An 18673-nucleotide genomic window follows, 5' to 3' on the forward strand; every position below is an offset into this window, starting at 1 on the left:
ATTGAACAATGCGTGTGACAAAGGCAGTGTTAATCAAGCCAGCCCCGACGTTTGAAGAACACAAATAAAACAACAACCGTAAGCGTGACAAAAAGCGTGATTGCAGGATACGTCCACCAGAACTCAAGCTCCGGCATGTGTACAAAATTCATTCCGTACCAGCTGGCAATTGTCATTACCGGCAGAAAAATCGTGCCAAGAGCGGTAAGCCTGCGCATGATTTCATTCAGCCGTGACTGCGAAATTGAGAAGTGCAAATCGATAAGCCCCTTAATCTCTTCTCGTAACAGCTCGATCTGTTCTTCTGCCAGGATGGTGTTGTCGTACACATCTCTGAAGTAGGCGGCCTCCTGAATATCAACATATTTATAATCACCGCGTGACAGGCGCTGCATCATTTCATTCATGTGAACGATGGCCATGCGGTACTGAAGCAGGTGACGTTTCATGCGCTGAAGCCGAAGAACTATGCGCTCTGCAGTTGATTTCAGCACAAGTCGTTCAAGCTCTGACAGCCGGCTGATAATGCTGTCATGAACGGCAATCAGGTGTTTTACGGCTGCATCGGCAACCATTGCAGCAAGGAAGTCAGGTCCGCGCTGCAGTAACTGCGGATTTTTGTCAATGGACTGGCGCACAGTATCAACCGAATTCAGCGATCCGATGTGTATGGTTACAAACACGCCCTTATTCAGCACGATATTTATCTGGGCCTGCAGAAGTCTATCGATGAGTGTATGATGGCTATCGGTACTGAGGTGTTTGGGAAGCTCAATTGTCCGGTAGATGAGGAACAGGTAATCATCAAACTGTTCCGCCTTCGGAGGATGCATCTTCCAGCCACCATGAGAGTCTGACAAGGCGGAGTGTGCAATATCTTCCACCACCAGATCATGAACGCCCAGCCATCCGGTAAGGATCATTGCCGTTTCGTCGGCAGTTGGATCCTGCATGTCAATCCATACTGTCTCGTTGGCGGAGTACTCTCCCGGCGGTTTTGCCAGGACCGTATCTATGTTCGGTTCCTTACATTCGTTTAAATGTAGCTGACGTATGAAGATCATGCGTTTGGTGTATTCACTCGTTTACGTACAAAACTACCGAATGGCACGCAGGAAAATATCCGCAGACACAGAACACATCGAAATTGAAGTACACGGCATGAGCTCTGAGGGCGTAAGCGTGGGCCGAGCTGACGGCGTTGTGTACTTTGTGCAGGGGGCTTTGCCGGGCGAGAACGTTACGGCTCGTATTCGCAGGCGTCACCGGCGGTATGTAGAAGCCGAGGCTGTATTGCTCCACTCTACGTCACCGGTGCGCGTTCAGCCACCCTGTGAGCACTTCGGCGTCTGCGGCGGTTGTTCGTGGCAGCATTGTAACTATGATGAACAGGTCCGGTGGAAACACCAGCAGGTGCAGGATGCATTGCAGCGAATAGGCGGATTTCATGAGGTGCAGTATCGGGTGCCGATTGGGTCAGAACACCAATATGGCTATCGTAATAAAATGGAGTTTTCGTTTTCTTCCTCCGCATGGCTTACAACTGCCGAAATCGAGTCAGGCAGGGAATTCGACCGCAGTTTTGCACTTGGACTTCATGTGAAGGGACGGTTTGACAAAGTCCGCAACATCTCACAGTGCCTAATCCAGGGCAGTACAGCCAACACATTGCTTAGTGCGGTGCATTCCATTCCGGGTCTCCGATCAGTCCCTGCGTATAATCAGCGCAGTCACGAGGGCTTCCTCCGGCATCTTACAATCAGAACCAGCCGGGCATCCGGAGCCGTTCTGGGTATCCTGACCACAACCACGCCGCAGGGTGACGATGAGCAGCGTATAGTGAACGAGTTTTTGGGTCTTCTACAGCTGTTGCCTCCGGATTCCGGTTTGCTTCACACCATAAACGATACCCGCAGTCCGGTTGCAACTGGTATTATTACGGCAACGGCAGGCCGACCCTTTCTTGAAGAAAATGTACTTGGTATTACCTACCGCATTAGTCCGTTTTCATTTTTTCAGACCAACAGCAGGCAAACCGAAGTGCTGGTTCAAGCCGCTCTGGATGCAGCAGGTATCACCACGCAGGATGTAGTTTGGGATCTGTATTGCGGTACGGGTTCGATTAGCCTGCCGGCAGCACGGCAGGGAAGGGCTGTAATCGGTTTGGAACTGGTGCAGAGTGCGGTGACTGATGCCAGACAGAATGCGGTGCTAAATAAAATTACTAATGCTGAGTTTTATGCTCTCGATCTGCATTCGAAAGGGGCTTTGGCATCCCTGGCACAATATCCCAAACCGGATACTCTTATCGTTGATCCGCCCCGGTCCGGTATGCACCCCCAGATTGTTGAACACATTTCTGCATTACGTCCTCCGCGTGTTAGTTACGTTAGCTGTAATCCCGCAACTCTTGCGCGTGACCTTGCCATGCTGCAGCCTTTGTACAGCCTTGAATGGGTGCAAACAATTGATATGTTCCCGCAGACGTCGCACGTTGAGGCAGTTGCGTGCCTGCGGTTGGCGGATTAATGCAACACCTGCACCGGACAAGCAGTGATGCCGCGTACGGTGCGCAGTACGATAAAGCAGGTACCCGATGCTGTATCCGGAATTGAAATCTGGGTGTGATGCGAACCTGCCGGCAGGATTTCTGTTTCCGGCGAAATCTTGAGCAGATTACCGAGAAGATCATAAACTTCGATGCGTGTGGATGACGGGGCCAGCAGGGAGAACGCCACGTTTACCGGGTTGGCGGCCGACACAAAGGGTCCGTTTATAACGTAATCAATCCGGTCCGACTCATTTTCAGCTACATACCGTTTTGCGTTTAGGCCAAGCTCAGCTGCGTAATTCCTCCCGCTTTCGGTAGCTTCTGATGCCAGGCGCAGAGCACTCCCAACGCCGATAACGTACACAATCTGCTGTGATTCATTCGGCTGCAGCGTAAACGGTCCGCCGCCCAGCGTCATACTGATATCTGTAACCGAGCTGTTTGTCCGGAATTTGCCGCTCGACATAAACAGCCACTTCTCGGAACGCAGAAAGTTGTCGTAGATACCTGGTACGGCATTGGTGCCTGCATTGTCGATAGCAGTAAAATTAACCGGAAGATCCGAGGCCATGGCAACGCATACCGTGGGTAATTCCGGATCGGTTGTATTCTGAACGATAGCCATACCACGCTGCTGATCCCAGGCTACACCATCGTCCTCTCCGTTTGTGCCAAGATCCCAGTCCATAAACGATGCCGCATAAACGTTTCGTAGAACGGTGTCGGACGTATTGGTGATGGTGTAGGTGATAATTGCGCAGTCACGTAAACTGTCAGACGTATTCTGAATCACTGTATGGTTAATATTCAGACCAAGATTATATCGATCGTTATCATCCGAGAACGTGGTTTCTGCCTTCAGGGTAGCCGAATCGCTGTTGGTTGTAACGGTGACAGGGCTGGTGCCGATAAACGAATAATCTCGGTACCGGGTGTCGGCACCGCGTGCGGCGTTAGGCAGGTAGGTGGGTGAAACGCCTATCATCAGTGCCATTTCGAACAGTAGGGTTGGCTGGTTATTCCAACAGAATCCTACACCCTGTACGTTTTCGGAATAGTCGTTAAATCCCAGTGTTCCGGTATTGGTAACCGTAAGTTTAAGGTTATTCCCGTTGATTGTTCTGTACGACGGGTTTACGGTAGCCGAGGCAATGGCTGTTCCAACAATGTCATTACCATCGTACACCCGGATTACGACCTGGAGTTTGCCGTTCACAGGAAGTTGCTTTGGAAGCGAAATCACGAATGGATCATTTATGGTGACGGTGTCACCCGAAGCAATGAGTCCGGCCACCGCTGTTGTAACAGACACGGTGGACACAAACTGCGATGAATCGGGGACTACCTCTACGCGTACGCTTTTCAGCGTATCGAGTGGTGCCGTAACAGCAACATGCAGGTGTACGGTATCCAATGGCTCGATCAGGTCGGAACCATTTGCATTCACAATCACCGTCTTAACGACTTCGGCATACCGGGAGTTGGCAAACCGTACAGCGTTCAGGGCATCAATACGTCCGGCACCCAACTTGCCCTCGAACCCCGGGTTGAGTTTGTCGATATTAATTGTATTTGCTTTCAGCAGTGAATGCAGTTGTGCGGGTTTTAGTGCCGGATGCGCGCTTAGGGCCAGAGCAGCCACGCCGGCAGCCACCGGTGACGCCATGCTGGTTCCATCCTGGTAGTCGAACGTATTATTTGGCATCGTACTAAAGATGTGTACACCCGGTGCTGCAACATCGACAGACCTGTGAGTATTTGAGAAGTAGGCCCGTCTGTCGGAACTATCGGTAGCAGCCACACTCAGCACCTCGGGGTGAGCAGCAGGATAGAACGCCTGATCGGTCCCGTCGTTACCGGCTGCGGCAACAATCAGGGCACCCATGGCTGTTACTGCCTGTACGATATCGGCATCGGCAAACGAAGCCGACGCACTGCCAAACGAACAGTTAATGATGTTACAGCCCGCAGCCGCAGCATACAGGAGAGCCTCTGCAGTATTTTCCACGTTTCTGCTAAAGGGAGAATCCCGCCCTACTTTAATTGGGAGGACTGTAACATTTTTAGCCACCCCGGCGATTCCAATGCTGTTATTAACCTGGGCTGCAACGATACCGGCAACGTGGGTTCCATGTGAATTGCCGGGAAGGGGCGTATTATCGGGGGATGCCCCGTCTGCACCCACAAAATCCCACCCGAACCAGTCATCCACAAACCCATTCCCGTCGTCATCCTTACCGTTAAACCTTTTATCTCTCCCCGTTTCATCAGTACCGGTTTCGCCCGTATTCCGTGCAATTGATCCCTTCAGGTCTACATGTGCAGTATCTACTCCCGTATCCACAATTCCAACGATGACGGGAGCTGCAGAAGGAGGGAGTGAGTCCCAGGCCTGGAACGCCCGAATCAACGGAAGGTAGTACTGTTCGGCAACATAGGGATCGGACGGCAGGTCCGCCAGCTGGTATTGTGGCAGTGGCTCGATAAAGTCAAAATATGTATGGTTATGCAACTTACCGGCAAGTATATGGGGTGGCACCGGATCCTTGTAGTCAATAACGCACAGCAAGGGCAAACGTCGTATTGCTTCCGGAACGGTATGGGTGCTTAGAAGCTGCTCTACCTGCAGTGAATATCCCATGTGTTTATGCACGGCGCGAATCACGGCATCGGACACGTACGGACGGGTTGTGTGGGCTCCGATCAGCGATGTAAGTTGTGAAACCGGCCCCTTGCGTCCCTGCGCCATCCAGGTACGGGCAACCAACGTGTCGGCAAAGCGTACTACAACGCTCTGGGCAGCATGGAGAGTATTGTTCAGGCATACAGCGAGCAGAATAACCGAGAGGAGTTTTACCATCATGCTTGAACAGACTGAGGGTGGGGAAAACGGTTACGGAAGAGAAATCCTTTTACGGATAATGTAGAACGAGCCAACATGAATTTCTGCAATGTAGTCGCCTCTACCCGCATATCTGCCCGCATTATTCTTCCCGTCCCAGTCAATCGTATACGTACCGGTGTGCTGAGTACCCTGAAAAAGGGTACGAACCTGTAAAGCCGACGGTGAATAGATCGTTATCCGAACCTCGCATGGCTCAGGTACGGAGTACACCAGCCTGGGTGATACATCTTCGGTCAGGCCAAGGAGGTTGCCAATGCTTGAAAACGACATCTGAAAATTACCCGAGCCCATCGGGTAGAGAAGGACGCCCGGAACATACTGGGAATTACGGATTCCGATGGCGTGCTGAGTTCGTTCTTCAGGTGTGGGTGCTATCATCTCCGGCGTGATGGCGGCAATATTCTGCATTGCCTGCTGCCACGGACTCAGCTCGGTTTGAATTGCGGTAACGGCTGTGCTAAGCTCTAAGTACTGCCGGCACGCATCCGCAAAGCGGATGCGTGCGCTGACAGTTGTTTTCGATGCTTGTGAGAATGCACTATCTTGTGCAGTGGTATAGCCAAACTGGGTTTCCGTTCCATACAGTTTTGGCTCGGCGTACTGCGCATACAAATTCCACCTCGAGACGAGAAGAATTACAATGATCAGTGCGCGCATTCCGCACCTTAACTGTTAAGCTTTGACTTATCGGTTTCGCGGAGCAGGTCGCCAATGGTTACCCCTGAGGCGGCGGGCTCGGTGTGCTTGGTTCCAGCCTGCGAATCGCGGTGACGGGAACCACCCTCGTGGACGCTGCCACCGCGCGAGCCACCGGAAAACGGAGTCCCGTCGGCATCCAGAGCAGCAATGATTACCGAGGCCGAAGCAGCATTAAGGTCAACAACGCAACACTCAATTTCGGAATTCACCTCGAACGGTGCTTTTGCGCCTTGCTTTAGCGGACCCATCTTGCTTCGCGGCATGAAACCGTCAAACTCGTCAAGCAATCTGACCACAGCCCCCTGAGGGGTAACTTTTTGGACAATGCCCTTGATGTTGGTTCCAACCGGAAGCTTTGACTCGATGTCGTTCCAAGGGTTGGGCTGGATTTGCTTGTACCCCAGCGCCATCTGATGCTTGTCCAGGTTCAGTTCAAGAATAACGACTTCGATTTCCTGGCCCACGGTGAGAACGTCAGACGGATGTTTAATACGACGTGTCCACGAAAGCTCCGACGCTCTAAGCAGTCCCTCTACACGGGATGCCACCTGAATGTATGCACCAAAATCAGTAATACGCCGCACAATACCTTTTACTACGGTACCAATCTTAAACACATCCGCAACGCTGGACCACGGATCTGCTTCGTGTTCTTTATGGCTGAGTGAAAGTTTTTTCTTTTCCTTGTCAACCTCCAAAACGGTCACCTTTATCTTGTCACCTTTCTTAACAACCTCATCAGCGGTTGCAATCCTGGTTTTCGACAACTGGGAAATGTGAATCAGACCTTCCACACCGCCAATATTAACAAAGGCACCGAACGGCACAACAGAGCTGACAACGGCATCATGAATGGAGCCGGGGACAATGGAATCCCACAGCTCATGGAGCAGAATGTCACGTCGGCTTACAACGGCTGTTATCAACCCATTCTCGTCATTCTGCAGGTCGTGAATTTTCACGCTGACCGACGAACCTACTGCCTCGTTGAGTTCAGCCTCGGTTGTGTTTTTCTTTGCCGAAAAGTGCGAAGCCGGGAGGAAAACGCGCAACCCTTCAAAGTCGCACCGGAGACCACCTTTTACGCGCTCAGCAATGGTAACACTGAATGCTTCGTTATTGTTTTTATACTCAGAAAGCTTAGCAAATGCGGCTTCACGTACTTTCTTCTCGTGCTCTTTACGCTCACGTTCTTCTTCACGACGTTTCTTTTCATCTTCCTGCATTTTTGCAAACTCTTCAGCAGAAAGCTGTCCCACAATCTGTGGTGTCGTGATTGTTGGTGTAGCCTGAATAATGGGCTTTGCCGCTGCTGCCGGGGTGGCAGGCGGTGCCGGAGCGGCCTGCGGCTGAGTGTCGGCAGTACTCCCGTCAACGGATTCAGCCGGGGTTTCGTCTGCTGCTGCGGGGCCATCAGCCGGTTGTGAAGAAGGTAAATCGGTTAAAACCGGAGCGACTCCCTCAACGGGGGATGTTGGCTCATTGTGTTCAGAAGCCTCGGTGTTGCCGAGGGCGTTGTTGGTGTCAGACATGTCGGAACCAGCAGTGAATAAACGATTAAAAGAAACGGTTAAACTTAACAGGACAGCGAAGTTAAGGGTAAAAACCCAGTCAACAACTATTGCAGGCAGAAAGTTACCGGAGCCCCTTCACTATTCGCTGCTTCGACTCTGACCGATGAATACCATTCCGTCTTGTAAAAACCCCCGTTTACCGTATCTTTGCAGGCTAAAACACAATCAACAATATAAAAACCCCTGCCGCACGATTTGTCGGGCGGCTGCGAAAGCAACCACAGGAGTAACCCATGGGAATCCGCCGGTCGTACGAAACGACCTATATCATCAATGCTGTGCTGGAGGATGCCGAAATTGAAGCAGTCATTCAGCGTGTTAATTCCTTTATCACCGACCAGGGTGGCAAAATCGTTGAAGAAAACCAGTGGGGCAGACGGCGTCTGGCCTATCCTATCGAGAAGAAGTACAATGGCTTCTATGTTCACTCTGTTTTTGAATTAGATGCCGACGTCCTTCCCCAGCTCGAACGTTACTTCAATCTGGAGGAAAGCATCATGCGCCACCTTACGATGCAGTTCGACAGCAAGCTGCATGAGTTCCGTAAAGTGCGAGCAGAAGCTCAGGCAGCCCGTGCTGCACAAATGGCTGAAGAAAGTAAGGCTGCATCCAACGGTTTTAAAAAATCTGATGAATTCGAGGATATCGAAATAGGAGAGGAATGATGAAAGTAATATTACGACAAAACGTTGAGACCCTGGGCGATATAGGTGACATTGTAACCGTTAAACCCGGCTATGCCCGGAATTTCCTCATCCCACGGCAACTGGCCTACGTAGCCACACCCGGAGCAATTAAGGCACTGGATACCGAAAAAGCACAGTATGCTGTTAAGATGGAGAAAACCAAAATGGCTGCCGAGCACATGGCTGCGCAGCTTGCTGAACTTCAGATTACCATACCAATGCAGGTTGGCGATGAAGGACGTCTGTTCGGCTCCGTTACGAATCAAATGATTGCACAGGAACTTGAACTGCGTGGTTTTAAAGTTGATCGCCGCAATGTGATGATTGAAGAACAAATTAAGACTCTGGGCATTTTTGAAGTTCATGTTAGACTTCATACCGAAATCATTGCTCCGCTTAAGGTTTGGGTTATTGCCCAGGACTAAATCATGCGCTTTGTTTTAGTAGGTGGATCAGGATACCTGGGCACCCTGCTGTCAGAACGATTTACTGCCGACGGACATCAGGTTGTTAACATTTCACGGAGCGGACAAGGCACCCGGACTGCTCAGGGCTTTACCTATGGTCACCTTCAGCCACAGTGCGAAGGGGCTGCTGCCGTTATCAATCTGGCCGGAAGCAACTTAGGCAGGGGGCGCTGGACGGCCGAGCGGAGACATGAGCATATTACCAGCAGGGTTGAATCTACAAAGCTCGTTGTTAACGCAATCTCACAATGTACGATTAAACCGGCTCTGATTAACGTCTCGGGAAGCCATTATTATGGCAACACTCTTGTGCCGACGAATGAAGCAATGGGGCATGGACAGTCTTTCCTGGCAAATCTTTGCGTACAGTGGGAAGCCGAGGCAATGAAGGCTAATGCCTTTACCCGTGTAGCCATCATGAGAGTTGGAATGATACTGGATTCCAGTTATGGTGCCCTGCCGGCAATGGCAAAAACGATGCGGCTGTTCCTGGGAGGTCCGATGGGAAAGGGTACGCAGTTCATTCCCTGGATCCATAAAACCGATGCTGTGGAAGCCTTTATGTGGGCGGCTACGAGTGATGCTTTTGGTCCCTACAATATTGCGGCTCCGCAGTCTGTTACGTTTAGGGAGTTTACCGCAACATTGGGTCGTGTACTGCACCGCCCTTCCTGGTTTCGGATTCCGGAGTTGCCGCTGCGAATGATGATAGGAAGAATGGCTGAGCTGATGGTTGAAGGACAGAATCTGGTTCCGATGCGGCTCAATAATCCGCACTTTTCATTTAGGTATCCGGCGCTGCAGGATGCTCTGACGAATCTCCTCGGTTCGTAAGCTTTCCATAAATTGCGTTTGGCAGGACAAGTGTAAAGCCCCTTACCAAGAATTATTATAAATGGAGTTACTGTGAATATCGAAGTGGTTATGCCCAAAATGGGTGAAAGCATACAGGAAGGAACAATACTTCGTTGGGTAAAGAACGTCGGCGATGTTGTAGAACGCGATGAGGTTCTACTCGAGATTAGCACCGACAAGGTAGATACCGAGGTGCCGTCGCCTGCTGCGGGTAAAATCATAGAGCTCCGTGCTAACGAAAACGACACTGTGGCTGTTGGAGCTGTTATTGCCGTGATTTCCTCCGATGCGAATGCCTCGGTATCTGCACCTGCGCCTGCACCTGCGCCTGCACCTGCGCCTGCACCAGTGCCAGCACCAGCACCAGCACCTACACCTACACCTACACCAGCACCAGCACCAGCACCAGCACCAGCACCAGCACCAGCACCAGCACCAGCACGTGCACCTGTAGCAACAGGCTCGCACGGTGGTACTGAGGTGGTTATGCCCAAGATGGGTGAAAGTATTCAGGAGGGAACAATACTCCGCTGGGTAAAAAAAGTTGGTGATACGGTGGAGCGCGATGAAGCTCTCCTGGAGATTAGTACTGATAAAGTTGATACCGAAGTACCGTCACCCGCTGCCGGTGTTCTGACAGAAATTTTATATAACGAGGGCGATGTTGTCGAGGTCGGAAAGGTAATTGCACGACTGGGCGGGGGCTCAGGAGCCACTGCGTCTGCACCGGCAGCAGCACCAGCATCGGCACCGGCAGCAGCATCTGCGCCTGCACCTGCACCTGCTCCGGTATCAGCTCCCGCTGCGGCAGCGCCATCGGTTGCTGCAATTGCTGCTGCTCCTACCTCGGTTCCCCGGATATCGGGAAACCGTTTCTACTCTCCGCTGGTGCGCAGTATAGCCAGTGTTGAAGGTGTTTCGGTACAGGAGCTTGACGCTTTAAGTGGTTCTGGTATCGAAGGGCGAGTAACCAAGGCAGATATTCTGGGATACATCGCGCAACGCGGAAGCGGAGCTGTACAGCCAGCACCCGCCGCACGTGTTAGTGCTGCACCGGCGGCACCGGCACCAGTTTCGGCTCAGGCAGGTGGAACGCGCGTTGTGTATGATGCCTTCCCAAGTATTGGCATTCCGGTAACGGATGATATTGATGTAGTGCCGATGGACAGGGTGCGTCAGCTTATCGCCGAACACATGGTCCGTTCAAAGCATACCTCACCGCACGTTACCAGTGTAGCCGAAGCCGATGTAACCGGCATCGTGAAACTTCGCAGCAAGGTACAAAGCAAATTCCTGGCAGCCGAAGGCTTCAAGCTTACATTCACGCCGTTCTTCGGTCTTGCAATTGTAGATGCCATTCGTGAGTTCCCCGGCATTAACGTGAGTGTTGATGGTAAGAATATCCTGCAGCACAAGAAGGTGCATCTTGGAATGGCAACAGCCTTGCCTGATGGTAATCTGATAGTGCCGGTTGTTAAGAATGCCGACGTTATGAATTTAACTGGCATGGCACGGGCAATGAGTGACCTTGCAGGACGTGCTCGCTCAAAGAAACTCTCGCCTGATGACATCTCGGGCGGAACCATTACGCTAACCAACGTTGGTGCCTTCGGATCACTGTTCGGAACACCGGTTATCAATCAGCCGCAAACAGCAATTATTGGTGTAGGTGCAATCACCAAACGTCCGGTTGTCCGCGAAGTTGACGGTGAAGACCTGATTGTAATCCGCAGCATGATGTACATCTCGATTACCTACGATCACCGTGTGATTGACGGCTCGCTGGCAACACAGGCCGTTGCTGCCATGGTGCGTTCGCTGGAACGCATGAATGAACAGAATATAACGATTTAACGTTCCAGAATGATGGTCACCGGGCCATCATTGATTAACGAAACTTCCATCATAGCCCCGAACATTCCGGTTGAAACCGGAAGGTAAGGGGCTTTGGTTTTAACACCCTCTACCAACGAAGTAAACATAATCAGCGCATGTTCGGGCGCTGCAGCCTGTGTAAAGGACGGACGTGTTCCTTTCTTTAATGTGCCGTATAAAGTAAACTGTGATACGAGCAGAATCTCGCCACCGGTATCAAGAATGCTTCTGTTCATTCGCCCTTCGTCATCGGCAAACACCCGCAGGCTTACCAGCTTTTCCGCCATCCATTCTGCTTCCGTCACAGTATCGGTGTGGGTAATTCCTGCCAAAACCAAAAGCCCCTTTCCGATTGAAGCAATTTGGCTTCCTTCAATTGTTACACCGGCCTGTACCACTCTTTGTACAATACAACGCATACGTTAAGCTACGACAGTCCCGCGTAATTTGGCAAGTTATAGGTGCAACTCATGAATGAATCAGGCATTCGAAACGGTATCTTTGCCGTATGGGAACAGAACTTGAGAACATTCTGGAAAAAGAATATCCGTGTTTGGATAAGGGATTTGTCCGCCTTATTGATGTAATGGGCAGCGATGACGCCATTGTACAGGCAGCTCGCGTTAGTTACGGGTCGGGAACAAAGAAGGTGCACGAAGACCGTGGTTTAATACGATACCTGCTGCGCCATCAGCATACTACACCATTCGAAATGGTGGAGTTTAAGTTTCACGTCAAACTTCCCATTTTTGTTGCACGTCAGTGGATCCGACACCGAACCGCGAATGTAAACGAATATAGTGGTCGGTATTCCGAGATGAAGGACGAGTTTTATGTTCCTGAACTTGACCAGATCCGTGCGCAGAGCACGATGAACAAACAGGGCAGGGAGTCAGAGCCGTTCCCGGAAGAAACAGCACGTGAAATCACACAGCAGATGCATGCACTGCAAACTGAAACCTATCGCCAGTATCAGCAGTTGCTGGATACAGGCCTGGCACGGGAAGTTGCGCGCATTAACCTTCCTGTTAGCAACTACACGGAATGGTACTGGAAAATTGATCTGCATAATTTGTTTCACTTTTTGCGCCTTCGGCTGGATAGTCATGCCCAGTACGAAATTCGGGTGTACTCGCAGGCAATTGCTGAAATTGTCCGACACATTGTTCCCGTAGCCTGGGAAGCATTCGAAGATTACGCGGTCCACTCAGTCCGCTTTTCACGTTTGGAAGTACAGGCACTCAAGCGGATGATCAATACCGATGCACTGTCTGACGAAGCATTGCAGGAAATTGGGCTGAAAGGGCGAGAATTGCATGAGTTTCGTGAAAAGATATCGGCATTATAGAACGGGGAGGTACGCTGCATTCTGTGTGCTCATCGTGGTGATACTGATGGGGTGTGAACGCAGTATTCCCAATCCCGATCCTGATGACACATTTGGTGTAATACCGGCACACTTCCCGGCAATGCCCGTACCTGCAGACAATCCGATTACGCGTGAAAAGGCGGAGCTTGGACGCAGACTGTTCTACGAAGGCCGCTTGTCGCTGGACGGCACCGTCCCGTGTGCGTCATGCCACCGTCTTGAAGCTTCGTTTACCGATGCGCCGTTCCAACTCAGTCGCGGCGTACGGAAGCAGCAGGGCATTCGCAATGCACCAACGCTGATCAATGTTGGGTATCGTAAGGTAATGTTCTGGGATGGTCGGGCTGCCACCCTTGAAGACCAGGCGATGGCCGCTTTTCTGAATCCGGAAGAAATGGCTGCCGATACCGTTGCGGTGGCATCACTGATGCGCTCTTCCGAGTACAGACCCGCCTGGGTATCAGCCTTTGGAGATACCGTGGTGACAATGCGCAGGGTAATGCAGGCAATTGCAACGTTCGAGCGTACCCTTGTGAGTGCCAACAGCCGGTACGACAAATTTGTTCTGGGCGATACAACGGCACTGTCTGCCGAAGAAAAAGCAGGGATGCAGTTGTTTTTTAGTGACCGTACCAAATGCTCGGAATGTCATAGCGGACCCGACCTGACCGACGACGACTACCACAGTATCGGACTGTTTCATCACTACTTTGATACAGGAAGATTTGAGGTTACTAAAAAAACTGAAGATGAGGGCCGGTTTAAAACACCAACGCTGCGGAACGTTGCTCTTACACCGCCATATATGGCCGGCGGAGACTACGAGAAAGGTGAGCTTTATACATTGGAACAGGCGATCGAGCGATATAACGACGGCGGTGTAAGTTTTGCGAATAAGGATCCCCGTATTATACCGCTGAATCTTACGGGCCAGGAGCAAAGTGCCCTGGTTGCATTTTTGAAAACACTGACCGATAGTACAATCTTCACCAACAGGTGGTTTGCAAAACCATAACGACTGGTGAATAGAATTCCTCTCAAGTACCCGGCTGCTGAACAATGCTACCCGTTTCCCTTGGTGGGCGTGGCTCCGACCTTCACGCAGGTACGGTGTCCTTCGGCACCACAGCAGTTCTTGAACTTTCGGCCGGGGTACACCGGACAAGGCTCGTTCCTGCCGTAAATGCGCGCTTCATTTCGAATGGTATTGGTAACGGCGGGTTGCTGGTCTGAAGCCGACCCGTTGTCTGCCGCGGCATACGGAGTAGCTGACGAGTGCGTAAACTGCAGCGGACGGCTTGCCGATATGGTTGAGCGAACCTTGGGAACATCAGCAGTCTGCTTCTTGGTTTGTGAGTCATCAGGCTGCTCCACGACTCGCGGGAAATATTTAAAGGCCACCTGAATGGTACCTTTATTTATTTCCTTGATCAAATCCATGAACGTATTGTAGGCTTCTGCCTTGTACTCAAGTAACGGATCTTTTTGTCCGTAAGCGCGGAGATAGATACCTTCCTTCAAGTCATCCATATCGCGCAGATGTTCACGCCACTGTTCATCAATTGTCGACAAGAATGCGTACCGTTCTAAGGCCACCATGAAGGTACTACCCAACGACTCTTCCTTTTGCCGATAAAATTCACTTGCTGTATCGTACGCGATACTAACAATGTTTTCTTTTGACTTCTTATCAAAATCATCTGCCGTAATCGGTGGATCAACAAGAAGCGACGAACGAAGCTCGTTAATAAATCCTGTGTGACTCTTTGCTTCGTAGTGTGTGTTGTACAGGTCAGAAATGTACTCCTGTACGTAACTCATGATCTCTGATTTCAGGCGGTCGCCCTGTAATGCATGTCTGCGTCTGTCATAAATCACTTCGCGCTGCTGGTTCATCACGTCATCGTATTCAAGCAGTCGTTTCCGTACCGCAAAGTTGTTGCCTTCAACCTTTTTCTGTGCGTTCTCCACTGTCTTTGTGATCAGGGGGCTTTGAATTGGCTCACCCTCGGGGACCTTGAACCGCGTCATAATCGAAGCGATACGCTCGCCCTGGAACAAGCGCATCAGGTCATCTTCAAGTGAGATGAAAAACTGAGAAATACCAGGGTCGCCCTGACGTCCGGCACGGCCACGAAGCTGCCGGTCGATACGGCGGCTGTCGTGCCGCTCTGTCCCGATAATAACCAGCCCGCCGGCCTCTTTTACGGAGGGCTCCAGCTTGATGTCGGTACCACGGCCGGCCATGTTGGTCGCGATGGTAACCGAGCCTCTGCGGCCTGCATGTGCCACAATTTCCGCTTCACGCTGGTGCTGTTTCGCATTCAGCACATTGTGCTGGATACCGGCACGCTTGAGCATTTTGCTCAGCAATTCCGACACTTCAACACTGGTGGTACCAACAAGGATGGCACGGTTAGCTTCAAGGTGGGTGCGGACAGCCTCGACAACGGCGTTGTATTTCTCGCGCTTTGTCCTGTAGATCAGATCGTCGAGATCTTTTCTGATAATGTGCTTATTGGTAGGGATCACCACGACGTCGAGTTTATAAATTTCCCAAAACTCCGCAGCTTCGGTTTCGGCAGTACCCGTCATGCCCGACAGCTTGCGGTACAACCTGAAATAGTTCTGAAGCGTAACAGTTGCAAACGTCTGGGTATCCTGTTCAACCACCACACCTTCCTTGGCTTCGATGGCCTGGTGCAAACCATCTGAATAACGCCTACCCTCCAGGATACGACCTGTAAATTCGTCAACAATTTTAATTTTACCATCCTGGACAACGTACTCATCATCACGCACGTACAGCGTGTATGCACGCAGAAGCTGGTTAATAATGTGAATACGTTCGGATCGTTCAGAAAACACCAGCAGCAGCTCGTTTCGTGTTTTTGCGCGATCTTCGGCTGAAAGACTGGTATTCCCCTCTAACTCGCTCATTTGCAGGGCAATATCAGGGATAACGAACATATTTACATCTTCCTGGGCATTAGCAAGGAGCTCTCGCCCCTTTTCCGAAATATCGATCGAGTGGTTACGCTCATCCACCGTAAAGAAAAGCTCATCGTCGATAATCGACATGCGGGTTCCCTGATCTTTCAGGTATTCCAGCTCGGTGTCGCGCATCAGTTTCATGGCATCGGGATCCTGAAGCATCTTGGTGAGCCTGCCATGTTTCGGGATTCCCCTGTATGCCCTTAGGAGATTAACACCTCCCTGCTCTCGGTCTTCTTTTTTCCCTGTAGCAAGGAGCTTTTCTGCTTCTGCAACAATTGTATTAATAAACCGGGTCTGCACTTCTACCAGTCTGCGCACCCTGGGTACCATGTCTACAAATGCTTTTTCGGTACTGCCGGAACTAACCGGACCGCTAATGATAAGCGGTGTCCGTGCTTCGTCAACCAGCACACTGTCAACTTCGTCAACAATCGCAAACCAGTGACTGCGCTGCACCATATCATCGGCAGTGGTGACCATGTTGTCGCGTAGGTAATCAAAGCCAAACTCATTGTTTGTTCCATAGGTGATATCAGCATTATATGCCGGCTTACGGGTTTGTGGCGGCATATTGCTTTGAATAACGTCGGTTTCAACGCCCAGCATTGTAAACAACGGTAGCATCCACTCGCGGTCGCGTCGGGCCAGGTAGTCGTTTACGGTAATCAGGTGAACTCCGCGTCCGGGTAGCGAGTTAAGGTATAAGGGCAGCGTGGCTACCAGCGTTTTCCCTTCACCTGTTGCCATTTCGGATATTTTGCCCTGGTGAAGGGCGATACCACCCATAAGCTGGACATCGTACGGCACCATGTCCCACGTAGTATCGTTACCAACAACCATGTAATGGGTACCCACCAGTCTTCTGCATGCTTCTTTTACCACAGCGTACGCTTCGGGCAGGATTTCATCCAGCGTCTGCTGGATTACCTCATGTTGCTCTTTCCCGTTTTGTTCCAGCTTGGCATGCAGATCTGTACGCTGTTCGTGTGACAGCACCGTATCGGTACGCAACTGTTCGCGTATTGACTCTTCTTCGCGAATCAAGGGGTCAACCGCTTCGTTGATTTTTTGCTTGAATTCAGTGGTTTTACTTTTAAGCTCGTCGTCTGTAAGGCTATGTAAATCCTGGAAGATGCGGTTGATTTCATCAACAATTGGCCGCATGGCCTTTACATCTTTATCCGATTTCGAACCAAACAGAGTCCGTAGTATGTTGCGCATGATTGTTGTGGGTATTCAATAAATATGGGCGAAATTACCCTAATTTGGTGCTTTATCAGCAAGCTAATGACGTGAAAACAAATCTGAACGTGTATAGTCCTGAACATTTACTTGAACAGGCAGCAACAGCACAAGATCACCTTGGATATAAAGTGCTTCATTTTTATGTGAATGCCGACGGCTCGCTGGCGCGGGAGGTCACCGAAACCATGGCAGTGTTTTACTATCTCCCGTCGGGCGGAACCTTGCGCGACTCAAGGCTGAACCTTGTGTTGTACAGCGCACGGTTCGATGCCCATAAAGGTTTCAGCAAGTCATGATTTACCTGGATCACAGTGCTACCACACCGGTTGACCCGCGTGTGACTGAGGCAATGCTACCGTGGTTTACTACTCATTTTGGGAACCCGTCAAGTATTCACGAGGTGGGGCGGACAGCGCGTGTTGCGGTTGACGAAGCCCGACAGGAGATAGCGCACGCCATTGGTGCACACCCCGCTGAGCTCATTTTTACCAGTGGGGGCACCGAGAGCAACAATGCCGTTATCCATGGTGCTATTGTGCGCTCACAGATCGCTCATTCGGTGTACTGCGGTGCTACGGAGCACCACGCCGTTCTTGATCCTGTTCATTGGATGATGGGGCAGGGGGCTCAGGCAGGCATCCTTCCGGTTACCGAATCCGGAGAACTGGTTTGGGATGAGGTGGCACTGCATAATGCACCCGATACCCTGCTGTCGGTCATGCACGTAAATAACGAAACCGGCTGTATCCATAATATCGCCAAGGTCCGCCAGCACGCTCCCGATGCAGTCATTCATACCGATGCAGTACAGTCACTCGGAAAACTGCCAATTGCGATGGCAGAACTCGGTGCCGACTTTGCATCGTTTTCAGCACACAAAATCAATGGTCCAAAGGGCATCGGTGCACTCTTCATTCGAAAAGGGATCGACTTTAAGGCATACCAGCAGGGGGGCGGTCAGGAGCGCAACCGACGGTCAGGTACCGAGGCCGTTGCCCTGATTGTTGGCTTTAGCCATGCAGTCCGCTATGCAATGAACGAGTTTGAACAGCGTACCGGAAAACTCCGGGAGCTCAACAGCCATCTTCGGGATCTGATCTCAGCAGTAATTCCGCAGGCCCGCATTAACAGCAGTTCGGCAGGTGCACCGCATATTGTGAACATCTCGTTTCCTGAAATGGATGCAACGCATGGCGAGTCACTTATTCAGATGATGGATATCCATGGTATTGCAGTTAGCAGTGGCAGTGCATGTGTGTCCGGAAGCCAGCAGCCCAGCCATGTTCTTCTTGCAATGGGGCGCAGCCGTAACGAAGCCTCGGCAACAGTACGCTTCTCACTTTCTCATCTGACAACTGTCCGCGAGCTTGATGATGCTGTTGCAATACTAAATCGGGTCATTCGTGATATGTGTGCAAACACATAATCATTTCACCGTTAATCTTCGAAC

The 18673-nt window shown here is 51.0% G+C and carries 15 protein-coding genes; 9 read left to right on the top strand and 6 right to left on the bottom strand.

The window, feature by feature from the left end; translation table 11 throughout:
* Positions 1 to 29: 29 nt before the first annotated feature.
* On the bottom strand, positions 30 to 1064 hold the full coding sequence (locus tag HRU79_08950) for a magnesium transporter CorA family protein (GenBank protein ID QOJ26766.1): 1035 nt from the start codon (positions 1062 to 1064) through the stop codon (positions 30 to 32).
* A gap of 40 nt (positions 1065 to 1104) precedes the next feature.
* On the opposite strand from HRU79_08950, the gene rlmD reads away from it, so the two are divergent.
* Positions 1105 to 2529: a 23S rRNA (uracil(1939)-C(5))-methyltransferase RlmD gene (gene rlmD / locus HRU79_08955; protein QOJ26767.1), complete on the top strand. Its 1425-nt coding sequence runs from the start codon at positions 1105 to 1107 to the stop codon at positions 2527 to 2529.
* Here the strand turns inward: rlmD and HRU79_08960 are convergent.
* From HRU79_08960 to HRU79_08970, 3 genes are read right to left on the bottom strand one after another with little or no spacing between them, the layout of a single operon-like run.
* Positions 2526 to 5414 (bottom strand): S8 family serine peptidase, encoded by a 2889-nt coding sequence (locus HRU79_08960; GenBank protein ID QOJ26768.1) that lies wholly within the window; start codon positions 5412 to 5414, stop codon positions 2526 to 2528. The genes rlmD and HRU79_08960 overlap by 4 nt on opposite strands.
* Positions 5415 to 5444: 30 nt before the next feature.
* A complete protein-coding gene (locus HRU79_08965) occupies positions 5445 to 6113 on the bottom strand; it encodes a hypothetical protein (protein ID QOJ26769.1) in 669 nt (222 codons plus the stop codon).
* Positions 6114 to 6121: 8 nt separating this feature from the next.
* Positions 6122 to 7687: a 30S ribosomal protein S1 gene (locus HRU79_08970; GenBank protein ID QOJ26770.1), complete on the bottom strand. Its 1566-nt coding sequence runs from the start codon at positions 7685 to 7687 to the stop codon at positions 6122 to 6124.
* A 275-nt stretch (positions 7688 to 7962) separates the two neighbouring features.
* Here HRU79_08970 and rpsF point away from each other — a divergent pair, with 275 nt between their 5' ends.
* From rpsF to sucB, 4 genes are all read left to right on the top strand, one after another.
* Positions 7963 to 8394, top strand: a complete 432-nt coding sequence (rpsF, locus tag HRU79_08975; GenBank protein ID QOJ26771.1) for a 30S ribosomal protein S6 — start codon at positions 7963 to 7965, stop codon at positions 8392 to 8394.
* Positions 8394 to 8840: a 50S ribosomal protein L9 gene (locus HRU79_08980; protein ID QOJ27306.1), complete on the top strand. Its 447-nt coding sequence runs from the start codon at positions 8394 to 8396 to the stop codon at positions 8838 to 8840. Before rpsF ends, HRU79_08980 begins: the two co-directional genes overlap by 1 nt.
* A 3-nt stretch (positions 8841 to 8843) precedes the next feature.
* The gene (locus HRU79_08985; protein QOJ26772.1) at positions 8844 to 9716 is read left to right on the top strand and encodes a TIGR01777 family protein; all 873 of its coding nucleotides are present in this window, start codon (positions 8844 to 8846) and stop codon (positions 9714 to 9716) included.
* Positions 9717 to 9788: 72 nt separating this feature from the next.
* Positions 9789 to 11591: a 2-oxoglutarate dehydrogenase, E2 component, dihydrolipoamide succinyltransferase gene (gene sucB / locus HRU79_08990; protein QOJ26773.1), complete on the top strand. Its 1803-nt coding sequence runs from the start codon at positions 9789 to 9791 to the stop codon at positions 11589 to 11591.
* On the opposite strand, the gene HRU79_08995 is transcribed toward sucB, so the two are convergent.
* Positions 11588 to 12031 (bottom strand): D-tyrosyl-tRNA(Tyr) deacylase, encoded by a 444-nt coding sequence (locus HRU79_08995; protein ID QOJ26774.1) that lies wholly within the window; start codon positions 12029 to 12031, stop codon positions 11588 to 11590. The genes sucB and HRU79_08995 overlap by 4 nt on opposite strands.
* 89 nt (positions 12032 to 12120) lie before the next feature.
* Here HRU79_08995 and HRU79_09000 point away from each other — a divergent pair, with 89 nt between their 5' ends.
* Positions 12121 to 12960 (top strand): FAD-dependent thymidylate synthase, encoded by an 840-nt coding sequence (locus tag HRU79_09000; protein ID QOJ26775.1) that lies wholly within the window; start codon positions 12121 to 12123, stop codon positions 12958 to 12960.
* Positions 12929 to 13996 carry a methylamine utilization protein gene (locus HRU79_09005; protein ID QOJ26776.1) on the top strand — a complete coding sequence of 356 codons (1068 nt, stop codon included), beginning with the start codon at positions 12929 to 12931 and terminating at the stop codon, positions 13994 to 13996. Before HRU79_09000 ends, HRU79_09005 begins: the two co-directional genes overlap by 32 nt.
* 47 nt (positions 13997 to 14043) lie before the next feature.
* On the opposite strand, the gene secA is transcribed toward HRU79_09005, so the two are convergent.
* Positions 14044 to 17199, bottom strand: a complete 3156-nt coding sequence (secA, locus tag HRU79_09010; GenBank protein QOJ26777.1) for a preprotein translocase subunit SecA — start codon at positions 17197 to 17199, stop codon at positions 14044 to 14046.
* Between the two features lie 71 nt (positions 17200 to 17270).
* Between secA and HRU79_09015 the strand changes: the two genes are divergently transcribed.
* A complete protein-coding gene (locus tag HRU79_09015; GenBank protein QOJ26778.1) occupies positions 17271 to 17519 on the top strand; it encodes a hypothetical protein in 249 nt (82 codons plus the stop codon).
* Positions 17516 to 18649 carry a cysteine desulfurase gene (locus HRU79_09020; protein ID QOJ26779.1) on the top strand — a complete coding sequence of 378 codons (1134 nt, stop codon included), beginning with the start codon at positions 17516 to 17518 and terminating at the stop codon, positions 18647 to 18649. Before HRU79_09015 ends, HRU79_09020 begins: the two co-directional genes overlap by 4 nt.
* Positions 18650 to 18673: the final 24 nt, after the last annotated feature.

The organism is Ignavibacteria bacterium (genome assembly GCA_015709655.1).
In the GTDB taxonomy this organism is placed as follows: Bacteria; Bacteroidota; Ignavibacteria; order Kapaibacteriales; family Kapaibacteriaceae; genus OLB6.